This window comes from Pseudomonas sp. R4-35-07 (genome assembly GCF_003852235.1).
In the GTDB taxonomy this organism is placed as follows: Bacteria; Pseudomonadota; Gammaproteobacteria; order Pseudomonadales; family Pseudomonadaceae; genus Aquipseudomonas.
This window is the reverse complement of sequence record NZ_CP027732.1, coordinates 2,617,795-2,633,400: the sequence shown is the minus strand read 5'-3', so window position 1 is coordinate 2,633,400 and position 15,606 is coordinate 2,617,795. Positions and strand designations below refer to the sequence as shown.

Genomic DNA, 15,606 nt, shown 5'->3' with positions numbered 1-15,606 from the left:
TAGTGACAATCAGAAGGCAAAGCACGAACAGCCAAACGCACCCCAGAAACCCTGGAAGTCGCTGACCGGCACGCTGGAAAGACGGGCTTTTTCATGGCTGTGGGAATGCACGCCACACGGGCCGCTGCACTGGTGAACTTGAGCTTGCAGCGGTGAGCTGGGGCGCCAGTGCCCCGGCACCTTGACCACCGGCGACCAGTCCGGCAGTACCGGAACGCGCGGTGGCGCGAAATCTTCGAAGTCACCGGCGCCGTAGACGACCTTGCCGCCGACCACGGTCAGTACCGATTCGATCCACTTGATGGCTTCTTCATCGACACTGAAAAAGTCCGCCGACAACGCTGCCACGTCTGCCAGTTGGCCGACCTTGATCTGGCCTTTCTTGCCCTGCTCGGACGAAAACCAGGCGCTGCCGTGGGTAAACAGTTCCAACGCGGTGAGGCGCGGCAAGCCCTCGGCATGCAGCTCCAGGCCACCGACGGTGCGGCCGCTGACCATCCAGTACAGCGAGGTCCACGGGTTGTAGCTCGACACCCGCGTGGCATCGGTGCCCGCGCCCACCGGTACGCCTTCAGCGAGCATGCGCTTGATCGGCGGCGTGGCTTCGGCGGCCCTGGCACCGTAACGCTCGACGAAGTATTCGCCTTGGAATGCCATGCGGTCCTGGATCGCAATGCCGCCGCCCAGGGCGCGCACGCGCTCGATGTTTTTCGGGGTGATGGTTTCGGCGTGGTCGAAGAACCACGGCAGGCCATTGAACGGTATGTCGCGGTTGACCTTTTCGAACACGTCGAGCATGCGCGAGATCGACTCGTCGTACGTGGCGTGCAGGCGGAACGGCCAGCGCTGTTCCACCAGATGGCGTACCACCGGCTCCAGCTCCTGTTCCATGGTCAGCGGCAGGTCCGGGCGCGGCTCGAGGAAGTCTTCGAAGTCGGCAGCCGAAAACACCAGCATCTCGCCGGCGCCGTTGTGGCGCAGGTAGTCATCGCCCTGGTGCAGGGTGACGCTGCCGGTCCAATTCTTGAAGTCGCTGAGCTCTTCCTTGGGCTTCTGGGTGAACAGGTTGTAGGCGATGCGCACCGTCAACTGCTGGTCCTTGGCCAGTTGCTCGATCACCGCGTAGTCGTCGGGATAGTTCTGGAAACCGCCGCCGGCATCGATGGCGCTGGTCAGGCCCAGGCGATTGAGTTCACGCATGAACTGGCGGGTGGAGTTGACTTGATATTCCAAGGGCAGTTTCGGGCCTTTGGCCAGCGTGGAATACAGGATCATCGCGTTGGGCCGCGCCACCAGCATGCCGGTGGGGTTGCCGTTACTGTCGCGCACGATCTCGCCGCCTGGTGGGTTCGGCGTGTCCTTGGTGTAACCGGCCACGCGCAACGCGGCCCGGTTGAGCAAGGCGCGGTCGTACAGGTGCAGCACGAACACCGGCGTGTCCGGCGCAGCCTGGTTGAGCTCCTCCAGGGTCGGCATGCGTTTTTCGGCAAACTGGAATTCGTTCCAGCCGCCCACCACGCGCACCCACTGCGGCGTGGGGGTGCGGTCGGCCTGATCCTTGAGCATGCGCAAGGCATCGGCCAGGGACGGCACGCCTTCCCAACGCAACTCGAGGTTGTAGTTCAGCCCGCCACGGATCAGGTGCAGGTGCGAGTCGTTGAGGCCGGGAATCACGGTGCGGCCCTTGAGGTCGATGACCTGGGTGCCGCTACCGCGCAGGGCCATGGCTTCACCGTCAGTGCCCACGGCGACGAAGCGTCCGTCACGGATGGCGACGGCGGTGGCGCGTGGGTTTTCCCGGTCCACGGTGTGGAACTGGCCATTGAACAGAATCAGATCGGCGTTCATAGGGTTTCCTTTTCAGAGGCTTCAAGCCAGGGAGCAAACAGGCGGGTGGCGGCCGGCATCAGCAGGTAAACCACCAGCAGCACGATGGTCAGGGTGACCAGGAAGGTGGAGACCACGTAGTTGGACAGAAACGGGTGCAACCGCAGGATCGGCCCCCAGATAAACGGCAGGAGCAGGGTTTGCGGCAGGATCACAAACAGGCTCACCACCGCTTGCTTCCAGCGCGGCGGCTTGGCGGCGCCGTCGGCCTGGGGGGCGAACCAGAATTCATTGGCGCCGCCGATTTCAGTCTGGTCGCCGTCGGCCAGCATTGGCGCCGCTTCATCGATCAGGGCCCGACGTTGTGGCGACTCGAGCCACAACTCCAGGGCGTCGGTGGAGCGGTAGCGCAGTACGCAGGTAAACAGCGCCATGCCGCCCTGCTGGCTGCGCACTACGTCGACGCCAAGGTGGCCGGGGCGCTCGCCGGCAATGCGCACGATGCGGCGCAGCCAGGCTTCGTACTCGGTTTCGCGGCCGGGCTTGACCCGGTGCTTGACGACCAGCGTGACGACTTCGTCGGGGCTGGTGTTGGGTGTTGGGTCCATGATTGGGTGTTTCCCCAGGGCATTGAGCGATGGGGGAAGTTTGCCGAGCTGGGACGGCGGGGAATTGGATGTATGTGCTGTTTGGCTTTTATGTGGGAGGGGGCTTAACCCCTCCCACATTTGATCTGGCAGTCAGTTCGCCGCCGCCATATGCTCCGCAATCCGCCCGCGCAACCACCGCTCGGCCGGGTCATTGTCATGCACCCCGCTCCACACCATCGACAGCTCTGCCGCATCGATCGCAAACGGCGGGTCCTCGGCTCGCAGGCGGGTGCCTTCGGTCAAGGCGCAGGCCGCGTAATCCGGCACGGTCGCGATGATCTGCGTGCCTGCCAACAGCGCACGCAACCCGCTGAACTGCGGCACCGCCAGCACTACCCGGCGCGAACGTCCGATGCGTGCCAGGTCCAGGTCAATATTGCCGCTCAGGTCGCCCGAGAACGACACCATCGCATGGGGCCTGGCGCAATAATCGTCGAGGGTCAGTGGCGCCTCGCCATCATCGCCGCGCAGCACTTTGCAGGGAATGTCCCGCAGCTTCTTGCGCTTGGCATTGGCCGGCAGTTCCGTGGTGTAGCTCACCCCCACCGAGATTTCGCCGCTGGCCAGCAGCGACGACATCAGCAGGAAGTTGGCCCGGCGCACCACCACGATGATGCCCGGCGCCTCTTCGCGCAGGCGACTGAGCAATGGCGGAAACAACCCGAACTCCGCATCGTCGGACAGGCCGATGCGAAACACCGCGCAGCTGGTGGAAGGGTCGAAATCCTTGGCGCGGCTGACGGCGCCTGAAATGGTGTCCATGGCCGGTTGCAGTTCCTTGAGTATCGCCAGCGCCCGTGGCGTGGGTTCCATGCCGCGACCGTTGCGCAGCAGCAACGGGTCGTCGAACAAGTCGCGCAGGCGGCCCAGTGCCGCACTCACCGCCGGCTGGCCCATAAAGAGTTTTTCGGCGACCCGGGTCAGGTTTTTTTCGAACATCAGCGCTTCGAAAATCACCAGCAGGTTCATGTCGACGCGGCGCAGGTCGTTGCGGTTCATGGCGGTATCCAAACGGTGTGCAGAGGGTCAGGAAAGCATGCCCGGAACGCTCTGGATTGCATACCTGTGCTGTCTTTTCCACGCTCGCACCTGGCGAAATTAACAACGATTAACTCGTCAGCCAGGCGGTCCGGCAACAAGATGAGCGGCGTCTACACTGCATCCATTCACCGGGAACGCTCCCATCGACTGCGGATATTTGTCATGGCCCGACTCGAGCAATATGCCCCTCGTTTATCCGCCACCGGAGGCCTATGCCCCCGGCGCGAGCGTATCGCCAAGCAACTGATTCTCGCCAACCTCGGCGAAAGCCTGAGCATTGCCGAGCTGGCCCAGGCATGCGCCCTGTCGCGCAGCCATTTTTCCCGCGCATTCAAGTGCTCCACGGGCGTCTCGCCCCAGGAATGGATTCGCCAGCAGCGCATCCTGCGCGCCAAGGAACTGATCACCAGCTCGTCCCTGAGCCTCACGCAAATCAGCCTGGAATGTGGCTTCTGCGACCAGGCGCACTTCTGTCATATGTTCACCCGCAGCGAAGGCGTAAACCCGATGACCTGGCGAAACCACCACTCGCGCCCCAAACCCGAGGTGATCGCCGCCTAGTGGTCTTGATGCACCTGGAATATGCTGGCCCCTCCCTGACCCCTGAACCCGTGCAGCCATGAATGACTTGAGCGACCAGGCCGTGCACTTCGGCCCCTACCGCATCCATCCGCGCGAGCGCCTGGTGCTGGAGGCCGGTCGCCCGCTGCGCCTGGGACGGCGGGCGGTGGATATTCTGCTGATCCTGCTCGAGCACGCCGGCAATGTGGTGAGCAAGCAGGAGCTGATCGCACGGGTCTGGCCCAAAAGCGTGGTGGAAGACGGCAACTTGCGGGTGCACATGGCCGCGTTGCGCAAGGCCCTGGGCGACGGCCAGGCCGGGCAGCGCTATATCGTCACGGTCGCCCAGCGCGGCTACAGTTTTGTCGCGCCACTGAGCATCGAACCGATGACGCTACCCACTGACGGCGCACCCCCACGCCCAAGCCACAACCTGCCGCTGCGGCGCACGCGCATGCTCGGCCGCCAGGCGCTGATCGACGCGCTGGTGCAGCAATTGCCGCAGCAACGCTTCATCACCCTTACCGGTGCCGGCGGCATCGGCAAGACCACCGTCGCCCTGCGCGTAGCGGAGTTGCTGATCGGCCATTACCGCGACGGCATCCACCTGCTCGACCTGGCGCCGCTCAGTGCCGCCTCGATGATCCTGCCCAACCTCGCCGCCCTACTCGGCGTCCCGCCTGGCGAGCATGCGCCGCTGGCCGGCTTTGCCCGCAGCCTGCAGGCACGCCAGATGCTGCTGGTGATCGACAACTGCGAACACCTGCTCGACGACATCGCCCTGATCAGCGAAACCCTGCTGCGCCATGCGCCGCACCTGCACATCCTCACCACCAGCCGCGAAGCCCTGCGCGCCGAAGGTGAATACGTGCAACGCCTCGAACCGCTGACTTGCCCGCCTGCCACCGGCAACCGCGCCCAGGCCCTGGGTTACCCGGCCATGCAGCTGCTGATCGAGCGCGCCATGTCCCATCAAGACAGCTTTGCCCTCAGCGACGCCGAACTGCCGCTGGCGATCGATATCTGCCAGCGCCTGGACGGCATTCCCCTGGCGATTGAGCTGGTGGCCGCGCAGATCGAGCGTTTTGGCTTAGCGGGACTCTTGGTGCAGATGGAAGATAACTTCCGCCTGCTGACCCGCGGTCGGCGCAGCGCCCTGCCCCGCCAGCAAACCCTGCGGGCCACGCTCGACTGGAGCTTTGACCTGCTCACCGACTGCGAAAAAATCTGCCTGCGCCGGCTCGCGGTGTTTCGCGGCGGCTTCAGCCTGGTCAGCGCGGCGGCGGTGATCGCCGGGGAGCACATCGCCCCGGCCGAAGTGCTGGGCTCGATCACGCAACTGGTGGCCAAGTCGTTGCTGAACGTGGACGCCAGCGAGGACGAGATGGTCTATCGCCTGCTCGATATCACCCGCACCTATGCCCTGGAAAAGCTCAGCCTCGCCGGCGAGCTGCAAGCCACCCGCGAGCGCCACGCGGCACGCTGCCTGGCCCTGATGGAACAGGCCCAGGGCGATTGGGAATTGATTGCTACACAGCCCTGGATCGACCGCTATGCTCCACTGCGTGAAGACGTGCGCGCCGCCCTCGACTGGGGCTTTGCCGACACTGCCGGGCACTTGCTGGCGATTCGCCTGACGGTCAGTGCGATGCCCCTGTGGCAGGAACTGTCGCTGCTGCGCGAGCACGCCGGCTATGTGGACAAGGCACTGGCCCTGATCGGTCAGGTCGAAGCGCCCTGCACGCAATTGGCCCTGCAGCTGCAGTTGGCTCTGGGCAGCCTCTCCTACCACGCCGTGGGCGCCGCGCCCCAGACCATCGCCGCGTTTGTCGGGGCCGCACGCCTGGCTGAAGAGCGCCAGGACCTGGCCGGCCAGTTGCGTGCGGTTTCCGGGCACATGGCGGCGAACCTGTGCGCCGGGCGCTATGTTCAAGCGCTGGAACAGAGCAGGCAGTTCGATCGCCTCGACCCGCGCACCGAGCCGCTGCTGGACCTGAGCACCCAACGCTTGCGCGCCCTGGCCCAGCATTACACCGGCCATCAAGCGTTGGCCCGACAGCAGGCCGAGCAAGTGCTGCAGCGCATGAGCCACAGCGCCCACGTGAACCGCTTCGCCCATGGCGTCGGCGTGCAATACGACCAGAGCGTCGCGTCCCTGACCGTGCTGGCGCGAATCCTCTGGTTGCAGGGCTTTCCCGAGCGCGCCTGGCGCACCGCCAGCCAGGCATTGGAACTGGCGCTGCAGATTAACCACGGTACGTCGATCTGCTACACCCTGGCCCTGGCCGGTGTGGTGATCGCCCGCTACAACGGTGCCGAAGACGATGCGCAAAACCTGCAAAGTCTGCTGCTGGAGCAGTCCCACACGCATTCGGTGCAACTGTTCCAGACCTGGGCCGGGCATTACGCCGGCATCCTGTGCAACGGGGATTTACAGGGCCTGGGGCTGATCGAGGACACCCTGGTCACCTTCGGCATGCGCCACGTCGATGAGCCAGGTCTCGAACGGGCGCGCAGTGGCGCGGCGGGTTGGTGTGCCCCGGAGATCCTGCGGGTCTATGCCGGGCAGGCAGCGCTGCAAGGTGATACCCAGGGCGCGCAAACGCTGCTGCTCGAAGCCCTCGACCTGGCACGCCAGCAAGGCGCCCTGGCCTGGGAGCTGCGGTGTGCGGGCTCCCTGGCGCAACTCTGGCAACAGCAAGGGCGCAAGCAGGCAGGCATCGACTTGCTGAACCCCCTCTACGCTCGATTTACCGAAGGCTTCGCCACCCAGGATCTATTGCGCGTACGCCGCCTGCTCGACGAGTTGCAGGACAAACGGCCGGCCTGAAAACGCGCCCAGGCACTCCCCGTAGCCTTGTTGCAAGCGCGCTACCTGAAGCGGGTCACGCAGTTGCGCCAGGGCGTAGCTGCGCACGCAGTTGAGCAGGCGATAGCGCGTCGGGCCCAGGCCGGGCTCGACGCTCAGCAGCGACATATTCACCAGACGCGCCAGCAGGTGGGAAAGGTTGGCGTGTTCAAGCTCGGTGCCGCTCACCATTTCGTTCAAGGTGGGCAGGGTCACCGCCATCTTGAACAAGCCCAGCTGCAGGAACAGCCAGCACTCCGGCAGGCTCAGGCGCGCATAGCTCCAGTCCAGCGCAGCAGCCAGCGAACGATGGCGTTCCACCGCGGTGCGACGCCCGCGGCTCAGCCCGTGCAAGCCCATGCACAATTGCTGCTGCACACCGCCGATGCCAAGTGCGTCGACCTGGGCGGCGGCCAGTTCAAGGGCCAACGGGATGCCGTCCAGCCGCCGGCAAATCTCACGCAACGGCGCCAGCTCCTGAGGCCGCAACACAAACCCCTGCTGGCTGGCGCGTACCCGTGTGACGAACAGTTGCACCGCAGGACAGGCCATGGCCTGCTCGACACTGACCAACGCCGACAGTGACGGCACGCTTAGCGGGGGCACGCGCACCACCCATTCACCAGGCGCCAGCAAGGCTTCGCGACTGCTGATCAGCACGCTGACCTGCGGTGCCCTTTCGCCCAATGTACGCACCAGCGTGCGACAGGCACCGAGCAGCAGGTCGGCCCCATCGAGTACCAGCAACAACTGGCGCGAGGCTAACTGTCGGGCCAGCTCGTCGAGGCTGTCGGCGGGGTTCAGCTGTAATACCGTGGCCAGATGGCCGAGCAGTTCGCCCGGGGTTTGCAGGCCGGTCACGTCGACCCACCACACCCCGTCGCGATAGCGGGGCACCACGCGTTCGGCGAGGGCCAGGGCCAGCGTACTTTTGCCGATGCCGGCCACCCCGGTAAGGGTCAACAGGCGCTGCCCGGCGATGCGCCGCACCAGCACAGCCACCAGCTCATCGCGACCGAGCACCGGGCTGAGCCGTGCCACCAGGTTGTGCTGTGCCGGCACCGTCGGCAGTGTGCCTTGCACGGGCGCGGCGAAGCAGTAGCCACGCTGCGGGTGGTTGAGGATGACACGCTGCCCGTCGAGGGCGCGACGCAACGCGACAATGTGCACGCGCAGGTTATTGTCTTCGACGACGCTATTGGGCCAGACCCGCTCGATCAACGTCGCCTTGCTGATAAATTGCCCCGGTGCTTCCAGCAACACCGCGAGAATATCCAGCGCGCGCCCGCCCAGCGGCACCGGCCAACCGGCCTTGCTGACCAGGCGCTGGTGCCGATGAAAGGTGTAGGGGCCGAAGCTCACCGCCGCAGAATCATTCATGTCCGTAACCGCGCTGAAACACCCGTGCTTGAGTGCCTGCGCATCCTTTTCCGTGGGCTCGGGCTTATCTTGCCAGCTAGGGATGACAGGACAATCCCGGCACAGGGAGCGATACGGACAATCGGGTGCCTCAGACGGACATTGTGTCGTTAACTGAACTGTTGTCGGTATTGGGTAGGGTTCAGGCCGAGCTTTTCACTGAACAAAAAGCGCATATGCCGCACGCTGCCGAAGCCGGCGTGGAAGGCCACGGTCTTGAGCGGCAAATCGGTGGTTTCCAGCAACTGCCGGGCGCGGTCGATGCGCGCGCCTTGCAGGAACGCCATGGGCGTCATCTGCACTTCCTTGGCGAACAGCCGCGCAAAGTGGCGCGCACTCATGCCAGCCAGCTCGGCCATGGACTCGATGGTAAAGGGTTGATCCAGATGCGCCAGCACATGGTGCTGCACACGAGTGATCGCGGTTTCCTGGGGCGCCACGGCGGCGGTCATCGGGCTGAACTGGGCCTGGCCACCCTGACGCTTCATCACCACCAGCAACACCTTGGCCACATCCACCGCCACTTGCTTGCCATGGTCCTGGGCGACAATCGACAGGGCCAGGTCGATACCGGCAGTGACGCCGCCCGAGGTGATCAGGCGCCGGTCCTGCAGGTAGATGCGATCGGTCTCGACCATGGCGTAGGGGAACGCCTTGATCAGGCGCTCGGTGTAGTGCCAATGAGTGGTCACGCGGTGCCCGTCAAGCAAGCCGGCATGCCCGAGCACAAAGGCGCCGGTGCAGATCGAACCGAAACGCCGGGCCCGTGGCGCCACCGCCTTCAGCCAGGGCAGCAGCGCAGGATGGCATTCGTTATAGGCACCTGGGCCGCCCGGTACCAGCAGCAGGTCGTAGTTCGCCTGGGCCTGCTCCAGCAGCAGGTCGGTCTGGACCATCACGCCATTGGAGGCACGCAACGGCCCGGGTTCGGTACCGATGGTTAGGATGCGGTAGTGGTCGGCCGCCGGCAGGTAGCGGTTGGCAATCGAAAACACTTCGAGCGGCCCGGCCATGTCGAGCAGCAGGAAGTCCGGGAACAGCGCCATGGCCACGGTTTTCATAGGTGGGAATGTCCATCAAGTAGAAAGGCGACGAGCATTATGGCATGACTTTACTGTCAACTCAGAGATGACAGTTATTCAATTTTCATCTTCTTAATGAATTTACGGTTAACCATTAACCTTCTTCTCAACGCAAGCGCCCTGCATTTCGCAGCCCGCGCTCACTTGAGGACTGGACCATGCTGACCCTTCGCAAAGCTTCCGAACGCGGTGCCGCCAATCACGGTTGGTTGAAGTCATTCCACACCTTCTCCTTCGCCAACTATTGGAACCCCAAGGAGCAAGGTTTTTCCGACCTGCTGGTGATCAACGATGACCGCGTCGCCGCCGGCAAAGGCTTCGGCCAACACCCGCACCGCGACATGGAAATCTTCTCGTATGTGCTCGAAGGCGCCCTGGAACACAAGGACACTTTGGGCACCGGCTCGGTGATCCGTCCCGGTGATGTGCAGCTGATGAGTGCCGGCAGCGGCGTGGCCCACAGTGAATTCAACCACAGCCAGCGCCAGGGCGTGCACTTCCTGCAAATCTGGATCGTGCCCAACGAAGCCGGGGCCAAGCCGCGCTATCAGCAGGAGCACTTCAGTGAAGCGCAAAAACGCGGGCGCCTGCAGTTGATCATCTCGCCGGATGGCGCCGACGGTTCGTTGAACGTTCGCCAGGATGCGCGGGTGTACGCCGGGTTGTTCGATGGCGATGAAAGCGCGCAACTGGACCTGGCGCCGGATCGCTACGCCTACATCCATGTGGCACGCGGCAGCGTCGAGCTCAATGGCCAGCGCTTGCAGGAAGGCGACGGTGTGCGGGTACGGGACGAGCGCGAGATTCGCCTGAGCCATGGCGAAGACGCCGAGGTGCTGGTGTTCGACCTGCGCCCCAACGAACTGCCGCAGATGCCATGACCATTGTTGGCATCGATAGTCACCATCAGCGCAATGAAGTTCTCTTAAAAACTGCGACGCGTAACATCAAACCCATGCCAAACGGCACCCAACCAAGACACTCGGAGCACACACTCATGAAACGCCAACTCTTGCTTAGCCTCGCTTTCTCGGTACTGGCTGCAAACGCTTTCGCCCACCCGGTAGTCGCTGAAGGCGGCGCGGAACGTCTGATTGAAACCCGCGTTGCCGAAGGTGGTGCGGACCGTTTGCAGGAACGCGGCCTGGCTGAAGGCGGTGCAGATCGCTTGCAGGAACGTGGCCTGGCTGAAGGCGGTGCGGATCGTTTGCAGGAACGTGGCTTGGCTGAAGGCGGTGCGGATCGTTTGCAGGAACGTGGCCTGGCTGAAGGCGGTGCGGATCGTTTGCAGGAACGTGGCTTGGCTGAAGGCGGTGCGGATCGTTTGTTGAGCAACCAGGTATAACCCCTGCTGTTGAAGGGACACCCCAAACCGGCCTGATCAGCCGGTTTTTTTTCGTCTCTGATTCAGGCGCTCAGGACGCGGCAACCAGAAATTTCCTCCGATACGCGGCGGGCAACATGCCCACCCGTTGCTGGAACAGGCGCCGAAACGAGTTGCTGTCTTCATAACCGACGGCGTAGGTGATGCTGTCGAGGGTCATGCGGGTCGATTCAAGCATCTGCTTGGCCCGCTCCAGGCGCAGCGTTTGCAGGTAGCCGATGGGCGTATAGCCGGTGGCGTCCTTGAACCTGCGCTTGAAATTGCGCACGCCAAAGCCGAAGCGCTGCGCCACGTCATCGATCACCACCGGCTGGGCGAAGTGCTGCTCCAGCCAATGCTGCACCCGCAGTATTTCCCCATCGCCGTGACTTTTGGGCAACGACCACAGCGCATACACCGATTGCTCGGTGCGCACGTTGTCAATCAGCAAGTATTTGCTGCAGGTATGCGCCAGCTCCGGTGAGCCGAAGCGGCGGATCAGGTGCAGCATCAGGTCCATCGCCGCCGTCGCGCCGCCGCAGGTGATCAAGCGGTTTTCTTCGCAGAGAATCTGTGCGTCATCCAGGCTGACCTGGGCATAGCGGCGCCGGAACAACGCGGCAAATGCCCAGTGGGTGGTGGCGCGCGCACCGTGCAACAGGCCTGACTCGGCCAGCAAAAAGGCAGCCGTGCACATTGAGGCCAGCACCGCGCCTTGCGCGTGTTGCTCGCGCAGCCACGGCCCGTAAGCGGCAAACGTCGGCAGGGCTTGTTTCAACGTAAACAGAAAACCGGGGATCAACACCAAGTCAGTGCGCATCACTTCAGCCAGAGAACATTGCACCTGCAGGCGCTGCCCGCCCCAGGTCGTCACCGCCTGGCCATCCAGGGAAGCCATTACCACCTCGAAGGGCGGATTGTCGGCGAACAAGTTGGCTGCGCTGAGCATTTCCATGGCCAGGGTAGCGTTGGCCGCCGAACATTGATCCGCCAGCAGCAAGGTAATGTGCATTTTAGAAACCCACTTGCGCTTTTCGCATGAAATAAGTCATTTGCGCACCTACCTTAGCCGATTCCACGTCAGTACAGTGCCAGCATCGATCAATTGCCTGGTGTACTTATGAATTTATGGTTTCGACTGTTGCGCATGTTATTGCGTCGCCCCTGGCGCACACCGGCGCATGGCCTGGCCACCACCGTGGTGCGCATGCGCGTGTGGCCGCTGGATCTGGACTTCAACCGGCATGTCACCAATGGCCGGTATTTTTCCCTGGCGGATGTGGCCCGCATGGATTTCGTCCTGCGCACGGGCGCGTTTCGCGTGGCCTTGCGCAACAAAGCCGTGCCGATCGTGGGCGATACCTGGGGCAAGTTTCGCCGGGAGCTGAAGCTGTTCGAAGTATTCGAAGTGCATACCCGCATGCTCGGCTGGGACCACAAGTGGAGCCTGATGGAGCACCGGTTTGTCAGCAATGGCCGGGTCATCGGCGTGGTGGTGATACGCGGGCTGTTTCGCTCCTCCAAGGGCACCCTGCCCCCCGCGGAGTTCGTGCAAGCGCTGGGCCTGGATGAGACCTCGCCACCGGTGCCGCAATGGATGAGCGACTGGGCGCGCAGTTGCGATGCAATGAGCGGGCAGTTGCGGGATGAAGAACAGGTTTGAAAGCGCTCAACCCGCAGGTGTCAGCTTCTTCAAGTTGGCCTGCGCATCATCCCGCGCGATGTATAGGAAACTTTTTCCTTCCTGTACCTTGAACAGAAGTTTCATACCGACCAGCTTTTCAAGATCCTTGCGTGCGGTGTTTTCCGAAATGTCATAGTCATGGGTGAGTTCCTTGGGCGTATAAATGCGCCCAGGATGTTGCAGCACTTTTTTCAAAAAATGGCCCTGCCGGTAATTCAACCCCTCCTTTAAATCAAGGGCATCCAACCAGCTCATCAGCTCTACGGCTTCTCGTCTTTTACCCTCGAAATACAACATGAATTCGTTCATTGCGCGTTCGATGATTCGCAACTGATAGATGACGAAATAGGTCAGATCGAACCCATCGGTTTGCGTATGGATATACGAACGCCCATATTGCATGGGGGCCTCTTTAAGCAGTGCGCTGATGGAAATGTACTCAAAGGGCCAATAACCACTTTTGAGCATGAACCAATAAAACAAAGCGCGTGCGGTCCGACCGTTGCCGTCTCTGAAGGGATGTTCATAACCCAGCATGAAATGAAGGATGATGGCCTTGACCACTGGATGGATAAAGTGCGCGCCGCCTTGGCCGTCATGCTGATCGTTGGCAAACCTGCAAAGCGCCTCGAGCCTGTCCGGCAGCACTGCGGCCTGAGGTGGTTGATGAATGATTTCATTCCCGGCGCCGCCAACAAAAATATCGTTGGTCGTCCTGATATGCCCAGGGCGAACATCGTCCTCTTCAATACCCGCCGTTGCGATGGCATGAAACTCACAGATCAACGCGACAGACAGCGCTTCGCCCTGGTTGTACTTGGCATGTTTCATCAGGTGATAGTTGTTGAGGATCATCCGCTCATCATCATTCTGCGGCGCACGCTCCTTGGCCAGCATGTCCTTGGCGATTTTGCGCGTAGTCGCCGCACCTTCCAGCTGGGCACTGGAGATGGCCTCCTCCATCATCAATGAATCGACCAGGTACTGAGCATTATCGCGGTACTGAGGAGACGCTGCTGCTGCACCGCCCAGGCTGGAGGTCACAGACTCGACGGCGTGAACCACCGCATCACTGAAATCCGTGGAACATAAGAAAAAAGCGCTACCGCATTCGCTCTTGAGCTCAAGGGTCTTGCTTGCACAGGCCCGGGACATCTTGATGGCGGTCCATGCAGCTTCCTTATCGACGCCGGGTGTGGGGTAACGGCGAAATTCATCCCAATGCAGATACCGGCCTTTGTCATCGACTGCCTTGAAAATGCGTGCAAGCTCGAACACCTGCAAGCCGTGACGACTCAATAACGTGCCGAAATCAGTGGGTTTATGGATCTTTGCCACAACTGAAACTCAATTTTCCAAAATTGAGTTGATCGTGGCGCATGGGCGCTTAGACGTCAACGTTTGCAGCGTAAAACCCGCAAGACGCCTCACCCTGTGACGGGCTGCCTTACGCTTCGCGCTTGACCTTCAAGTGCCGCGCGTACCACGGCCGCTGCGGCACGCGCTTGAACAGGCCTTTGAGCCGTTCTTCATCGGCGCCGAAGGTGATGCGCAGGGCCAGTTTCATGATTTCCGGGTCCATTTCCATCGAGCGCCCCTGCTGCAACCCCGGCGTGGTGCTGCAGCCATGGGTGTCCGGGCCGAGCCAGGGGTCGCCTATTTCAACCCAGCGCCCCGGCGCAAACCAGGCTACGCCGTTGACCTCGAGCCGGGTTACTTCGCCGGGATTGAAGCGTTCGTGGGCGCGAAACCAGTCTTCGATACGGTCATCGATCCAGCCGTGAAAGTGCCAGAACACCGGGTTGACATGGGATGAAAACGGATCGCCGAGAAAGTCATTCTCCGCTGCGTACCAGCGCGCGGCAAAGTCCGCAGGGTCGCGGGCAAACGGCACCGGGGCGCCGTTGGACGGGTCGCGCGGCACCGAGGCCCAGCGCATGTGCAGCCAGTCGTGCAGGCCCAATTCCATTTCCGAGCCCAATTGGCCGAGCGTCAATCGGGCCAGGTAGCGCGGGTCGCGGTATTGGGATTCCCACACCTGGAAATTGCTGTGGTAGGTCTCGGCGGCCTTAATGTCGCTGACCCACTGGGTGTAATCGGCGTCGTCCGGCGCCGACCAGCAGGGCGGCAGCGCAAAGCCGTCGTGGTTGTCGAAGTAACGCAAAAAGCCCTGGCGATCACGCTCCAGCGCCGGCTGCGGCGCGGGGAAATGCGGCCATGACGGCAGGTCCTGCAGGGAGCGGGCAGTGCCGAGCATATGGCGGTGCATGAAGAAGAAGTCGATGCCCGAGCCGTTACGGTCCTTGCGCTTGCCCCGCGCATCGCGCTCCTGGCCACGCGGGCCGGGTTGCCAGCCGATGCCGCGCAGGGCTTCGCGTTTTTCCTCGGAGAGTTTGTGCCATTGGTCACGGCTGGCGTGCCACAGCTGGTGAAATAGGCGATGTTCGGGGGCAATCAGCCACGCCAGCAGGGCCTCGTTGAGGCCGATACGCTGGCGGGCTTCGGGGAACAGCTGTTTGTGGGCGATAAAACGGTTGTCGCGCTCGGTCAATGCCAACGGCCGCTCAAGGTCGAGGATCTGCCCACTGAGGGTGGCGCTGCCGGCATTGCCGAAGTCGGCCCAGACTTCATCGAGGGTCATCTTGAATTCGTAGGCAGGAATGCCCGCTGCCGAATCACGGTCGATCAGCCGCCAATAAAGCAACGCGCCCTCGCCCGTCAGCAGATCGCCCAAGACACGGTAGCGTGGTTCGCCGTCGCCACGCAGGTTCTCGGCGGTGTCCAGATACCCGCGCAAGCCCCGCCCACGGGGTGCGACATCCAGCAGCAATTGCAGGCCCTGCAACGGCAGGCCCTTGAGGCCGGCATCACGGCCTTCCAGGCGCAGGTTCCACACGCCGCGCAAGGTGTTCGCCAAGTGCTGGCCCTGGGTGTCGGCCAGATCGACCGTGGCTTCGCCGGGGGTGACCGGGAATTCGTCTTCCCGTGTCAGCTCGCGATGGGCATAAAAGGCCGCAGGCACGGCCGCGCCGGTCAGCGCCAGGCCTGCGATGAACCCACGTCGAGAGATCGTCATTGTCTACCTTAGGAAACGGCTTAATCAGAGCTAGAACGTTTTCAACCTGGGGAAA

Annotated in this window: 13 protein-coding genes; 5 read left to right on the top strand and 8 right to left on the bottom strand. The window is 62.6% G+C overall.

Annotated elements, in window-relative coordinates; translation table 11 throughout:
- Window positions 1–9 precede the first annotated feature (9 nt).
- The 3 genes from C4J89_RS12050 to C4J89_RS12040 all read right to left on the bottom strand — a co-directional run bounded on the left by C4J89_RS12050 (window position 10) and on the right by C4J89_RS12040 (window position 3,476).
- Entirely contained in the window at window positions 10–1,848 is a 1,839-nt protein-coding gene (locus C4J89_RS12050) for an amidohydrolase (RefSeq protein ID WP_124414520.1), read from the bottom strand.
- Window positions 1,845–2,435, bottom strand: coding sequence for an antibiotic biosynthesis monooxygenase (locus tag C4J89_RS12045; RefSeq protein ID WP_124414519.1), 591 nt, complete (start codon window positions 2,433–2,435; stop codon window positions 1,845–1,847). Before C4J89_RS12045 ends, C4J89_RS12050 begins: the two co-directional genes overlap by 4 nt.
- A gap of 132 nt (window positions 2,436–2,567) precedes the next feature.
- On the bottom strand, window positions 2,568–3,476 hold the full coding sequence (locus C4J89_RS12040; RefSeq protein WP_124362565.1) for a LysR family transcriptional regulator: 909 nt from the start codon (window positions 3,474–3,476) through the stop codon (window positions 2,568–2,570).
- 204 nt (window positions 3,477–3,680) lie between these two features.
- Here C4J89_RS12040 and C4J89_RS12035 point away from each other — a divergent pair, with 204 nt between their 5' ends.
- Both C4J89_RS12035 and C4J89_RS12030 read left to right on the top strand, forming a co-directional pair.
- Window positions 3,681–4,079, top strand: coding sequence for a helix-turn-helix domain-containing protein (locus C4J89_RS12035; RefSeq protein ID WP_124414518.1), 399 nt, complete (start codon window positions 3,681–3,683; stop codon window positions 4,077–4,079).
- A 58-nt stretch (window positions 4,080–4,137) separates the two neighbouring features.
- Window positions 4,138–6,909 carry a winged helix-turn-helix domain-containing protein gene (locus tag C4J89_RS12030; RefSeq protein WP_124414517.1) on the top strand — a complete coding sequence of 924 codons (2,772 nt, stop codon included), beginning with the start codon at window positions 4,138–4,140 and terminating at the stop codon, window positions 6,907–6,909.
- Here the strand turns inward: C4J89_RS12030 and C4J89_RS12025 are convergent.
- Both C4J89_RS12025 and C4J89_RS12020 read right to left on the bottom strand, forming a co-directional pair.
- The gene (locus C4J89_RS12025; RefSeq protein ID WP_124362562.1) at window positions 6,856–8,307 is read right to left on the bottom strand and encodes a winged helix-turn-helix domain-containing protein; all 1,452 of its coding nucleotides are present in this window, start codon (window positions 8,305–8,307) and stop codon (window positions 6,856–6,858) included. The two genes, C4J89_RS12030 and C4J89_RS12025, sit on opposite strands and share 54 nt — an antisense overlap.
- Window positions 8,308–8,456: 149 nt before the next feature.
- Entirely contained in the window at window positions 8,457–9,407 is a 951-nt protein-coding gene (locus C4J89_RS12020) for a GlxA family transcriptional regulator (protein ID WP_124414516.1), read from the bottom strand.
- A gap of 179 nt (window positions 9,408–9,586) precedes the next feature.
- Here C4J89_RS12020 and C4J89_RS12015 point away from each other — a divergent pair, with 179 nt between their 5' ends.
- Both C4J89_RS12015 and C4J89_RS12010 read left to right on the top strand, forming a co-directional pair.
- Window positions 9,587–10,309 carry a pirin family protein gene (locus C4J89_RS12015; RefSeq protein ID WP_124366789.1) on the top strand — a complete coding sequence of 241 codons (723 nt, stop codon included), beginning with the start codon at window positions 9,587–9,589 and terminating at the stop codon, window positions 10,307–10,309.
- 116 nt (window positions 10,310–10,425) lie between these two features.
- Window positions 10,426–10,773 carry a hypothetical protein gene (locus tag C4J89_RS12010; protein ID WP_124414515.1) on the top strand — a complete coding sequence of 116 codons (348 nt, stop codon included), beginning with the start codon at window positions 10,426–10,428 and terminating at the stop codon, window positions 10,771–10,773.
- A 70-nt stretch (window positions 10,774–10,843) separates the two neighbouring features.
- Here C4J89_RS12010 and C4J89_RS12005 read toward each other — a convergent pair whose 3' ends face one another.
- Window positions 10,844–11,803, bottom strand: a complete 960-nt coding sequence (locus C4J89_RS12005; protein ID WP_124414514.1) for a GlxA family transcriptional regulator — start codon at window positions 11,801–11,803, stop codon at window positions 10,844–10,846.
- A gap of 108 nt (window positions 11,804–11,911) precedes the next feature.
- On the opposite strand from C4J89_RS12005, the gene C4J89_RS12000 reads away from it, so the two are divergent.
- On the top strand, window positions 11,912–12,454 hold the full coding sequence (locus tag C4J89_RS12000) for a thioesterase family protein (protein WP_124414513.1): 543 nt from the start codon (window positions 11,912–11,914) through the stop codon (window positions 12,452–12,454).
- A 6-nt stretch (window positions 12,455–12,460) separates the two neighbouring features.
- Here the strand turns inward: C4J89_RS12000 and C4J89_RS11995 are convergent, their stop codons facing one another.
- Complete coding sequence (locus C4J89_RS11995; RefSeq protein ID WP_124414512.1) at window positions 12,461–13,813, bottom strand: Fic family protein; 1,353 nt, start codon at window positions 13,811–13,813, stop codon at window positions 12,461–12,463.
- Window positions 13,814–13,922: 109 nt separating this feature from the next.
- A complete protein-coding gene (locus tag C4J89_RS11990) occupies window positions 13,923–15,551 on the bottom strand; it encodes a PvdJ/PvdD/PvdP-like protein (RefSeq protein ID WP_124414511.1) in 1,629 nt (542 codons plus the stop codon).
- Window positions 15,552–15,606 lie beyond the last annotated feature (55 nt).

What these genes read in the sequence shown, in the direction of transcription:
- C4J89_RS12050 (WP_124414520.1), bottom strand. Translation starts at nt 1,848, where the DNA reads ATGAACGCCGATCTGATTCTGTTCAATGGCCAGTTCCACACCGTGGAC.
- C4J89_RS12045 (WP_124414519.1), bottom strand. Translation starts at nt 2,435, where the DNA reads ATGGACCCAACACCCAACACCAGCCCCGACGAAGTCGTCACGCTGGTC.
- C4J89_RS12040 (WP_124362565.1), bottom strand. Translation starts at nt 3,476, where the DNA reads ATGAACCGCAACGACCTGCGCCGCGTCGACATGAACCTGCTGGTGATT.
- C4J89_RS12035 (WP_124414518.1), top strand. Translation starts at nt 3,681, where the DNA reads ATGGCCCGACTCGAGCAATATGCCCCTCGTTTATCCGCCACCGGAGGC.
- C4J89_RS12030 (WP_124414517.1), top strand. Translation starts at nt 4,138, where the DNA reads ATGAATGACTTGAGCGACCAGGCCGTGCACTTCGGCCCCTACCGCATC.
- C4J89_RS12025 (WP_124362562.1), bottom strand. Translation starts at nt 8,307, where the DNA reads ATGAATGATTCTGCGGCGGTGAGCTTCGGCCCCTACACCTTTCATCGG.
- C4J89_RS12020 (WP_124414516.1), bottom strand. Translation starts at nt 9,407, where the DNA reads ATGAAAACCGTGGCCATGGCGCTGTTCCCGGACTTCCTGCTGCTCGAC.
- C4J89_RS12015 (WP_124366789.1), top strand. Translation starts at nt 9,587, where the DNA reads ATGCTGACCCTTCGCAAAGCTTCCGAACGCGGTGCCGCCAATCACGGT.
- C4J89_RS12010 (WP_124414515.1), top strand. Translation starts at nt 10,426, where the DNA reads ATGAAACGCCAACTCTTGCTTAGCCTCGCTTTCTCGGTACTGGCTGCA.
- C4J89_RS12005 (WP_124414514.1), bottom strand. Translation starts at nt 11,803, where the DNA reads ATGCACATTACCTTGCTGCTGGCGGATCAATGTTCGGCGGCCAACGCT.
- C4J89_RS12000 (WP_124414513.1), top strand. Translation starts at nt 11,912, where the DNA reads ATGAATTTATGGTTTCGACTGTTGCGCATGTTATTGCGTCGCCCCTGG.
- C4J89_RS11990 (WP_124414511.1), bottom strand. Translation starts at nt 15,551, where the DNA reads ATGACGATCTCTCGACGTGGGTTCATCGCAGGCCTGGCGCTGACCGGC.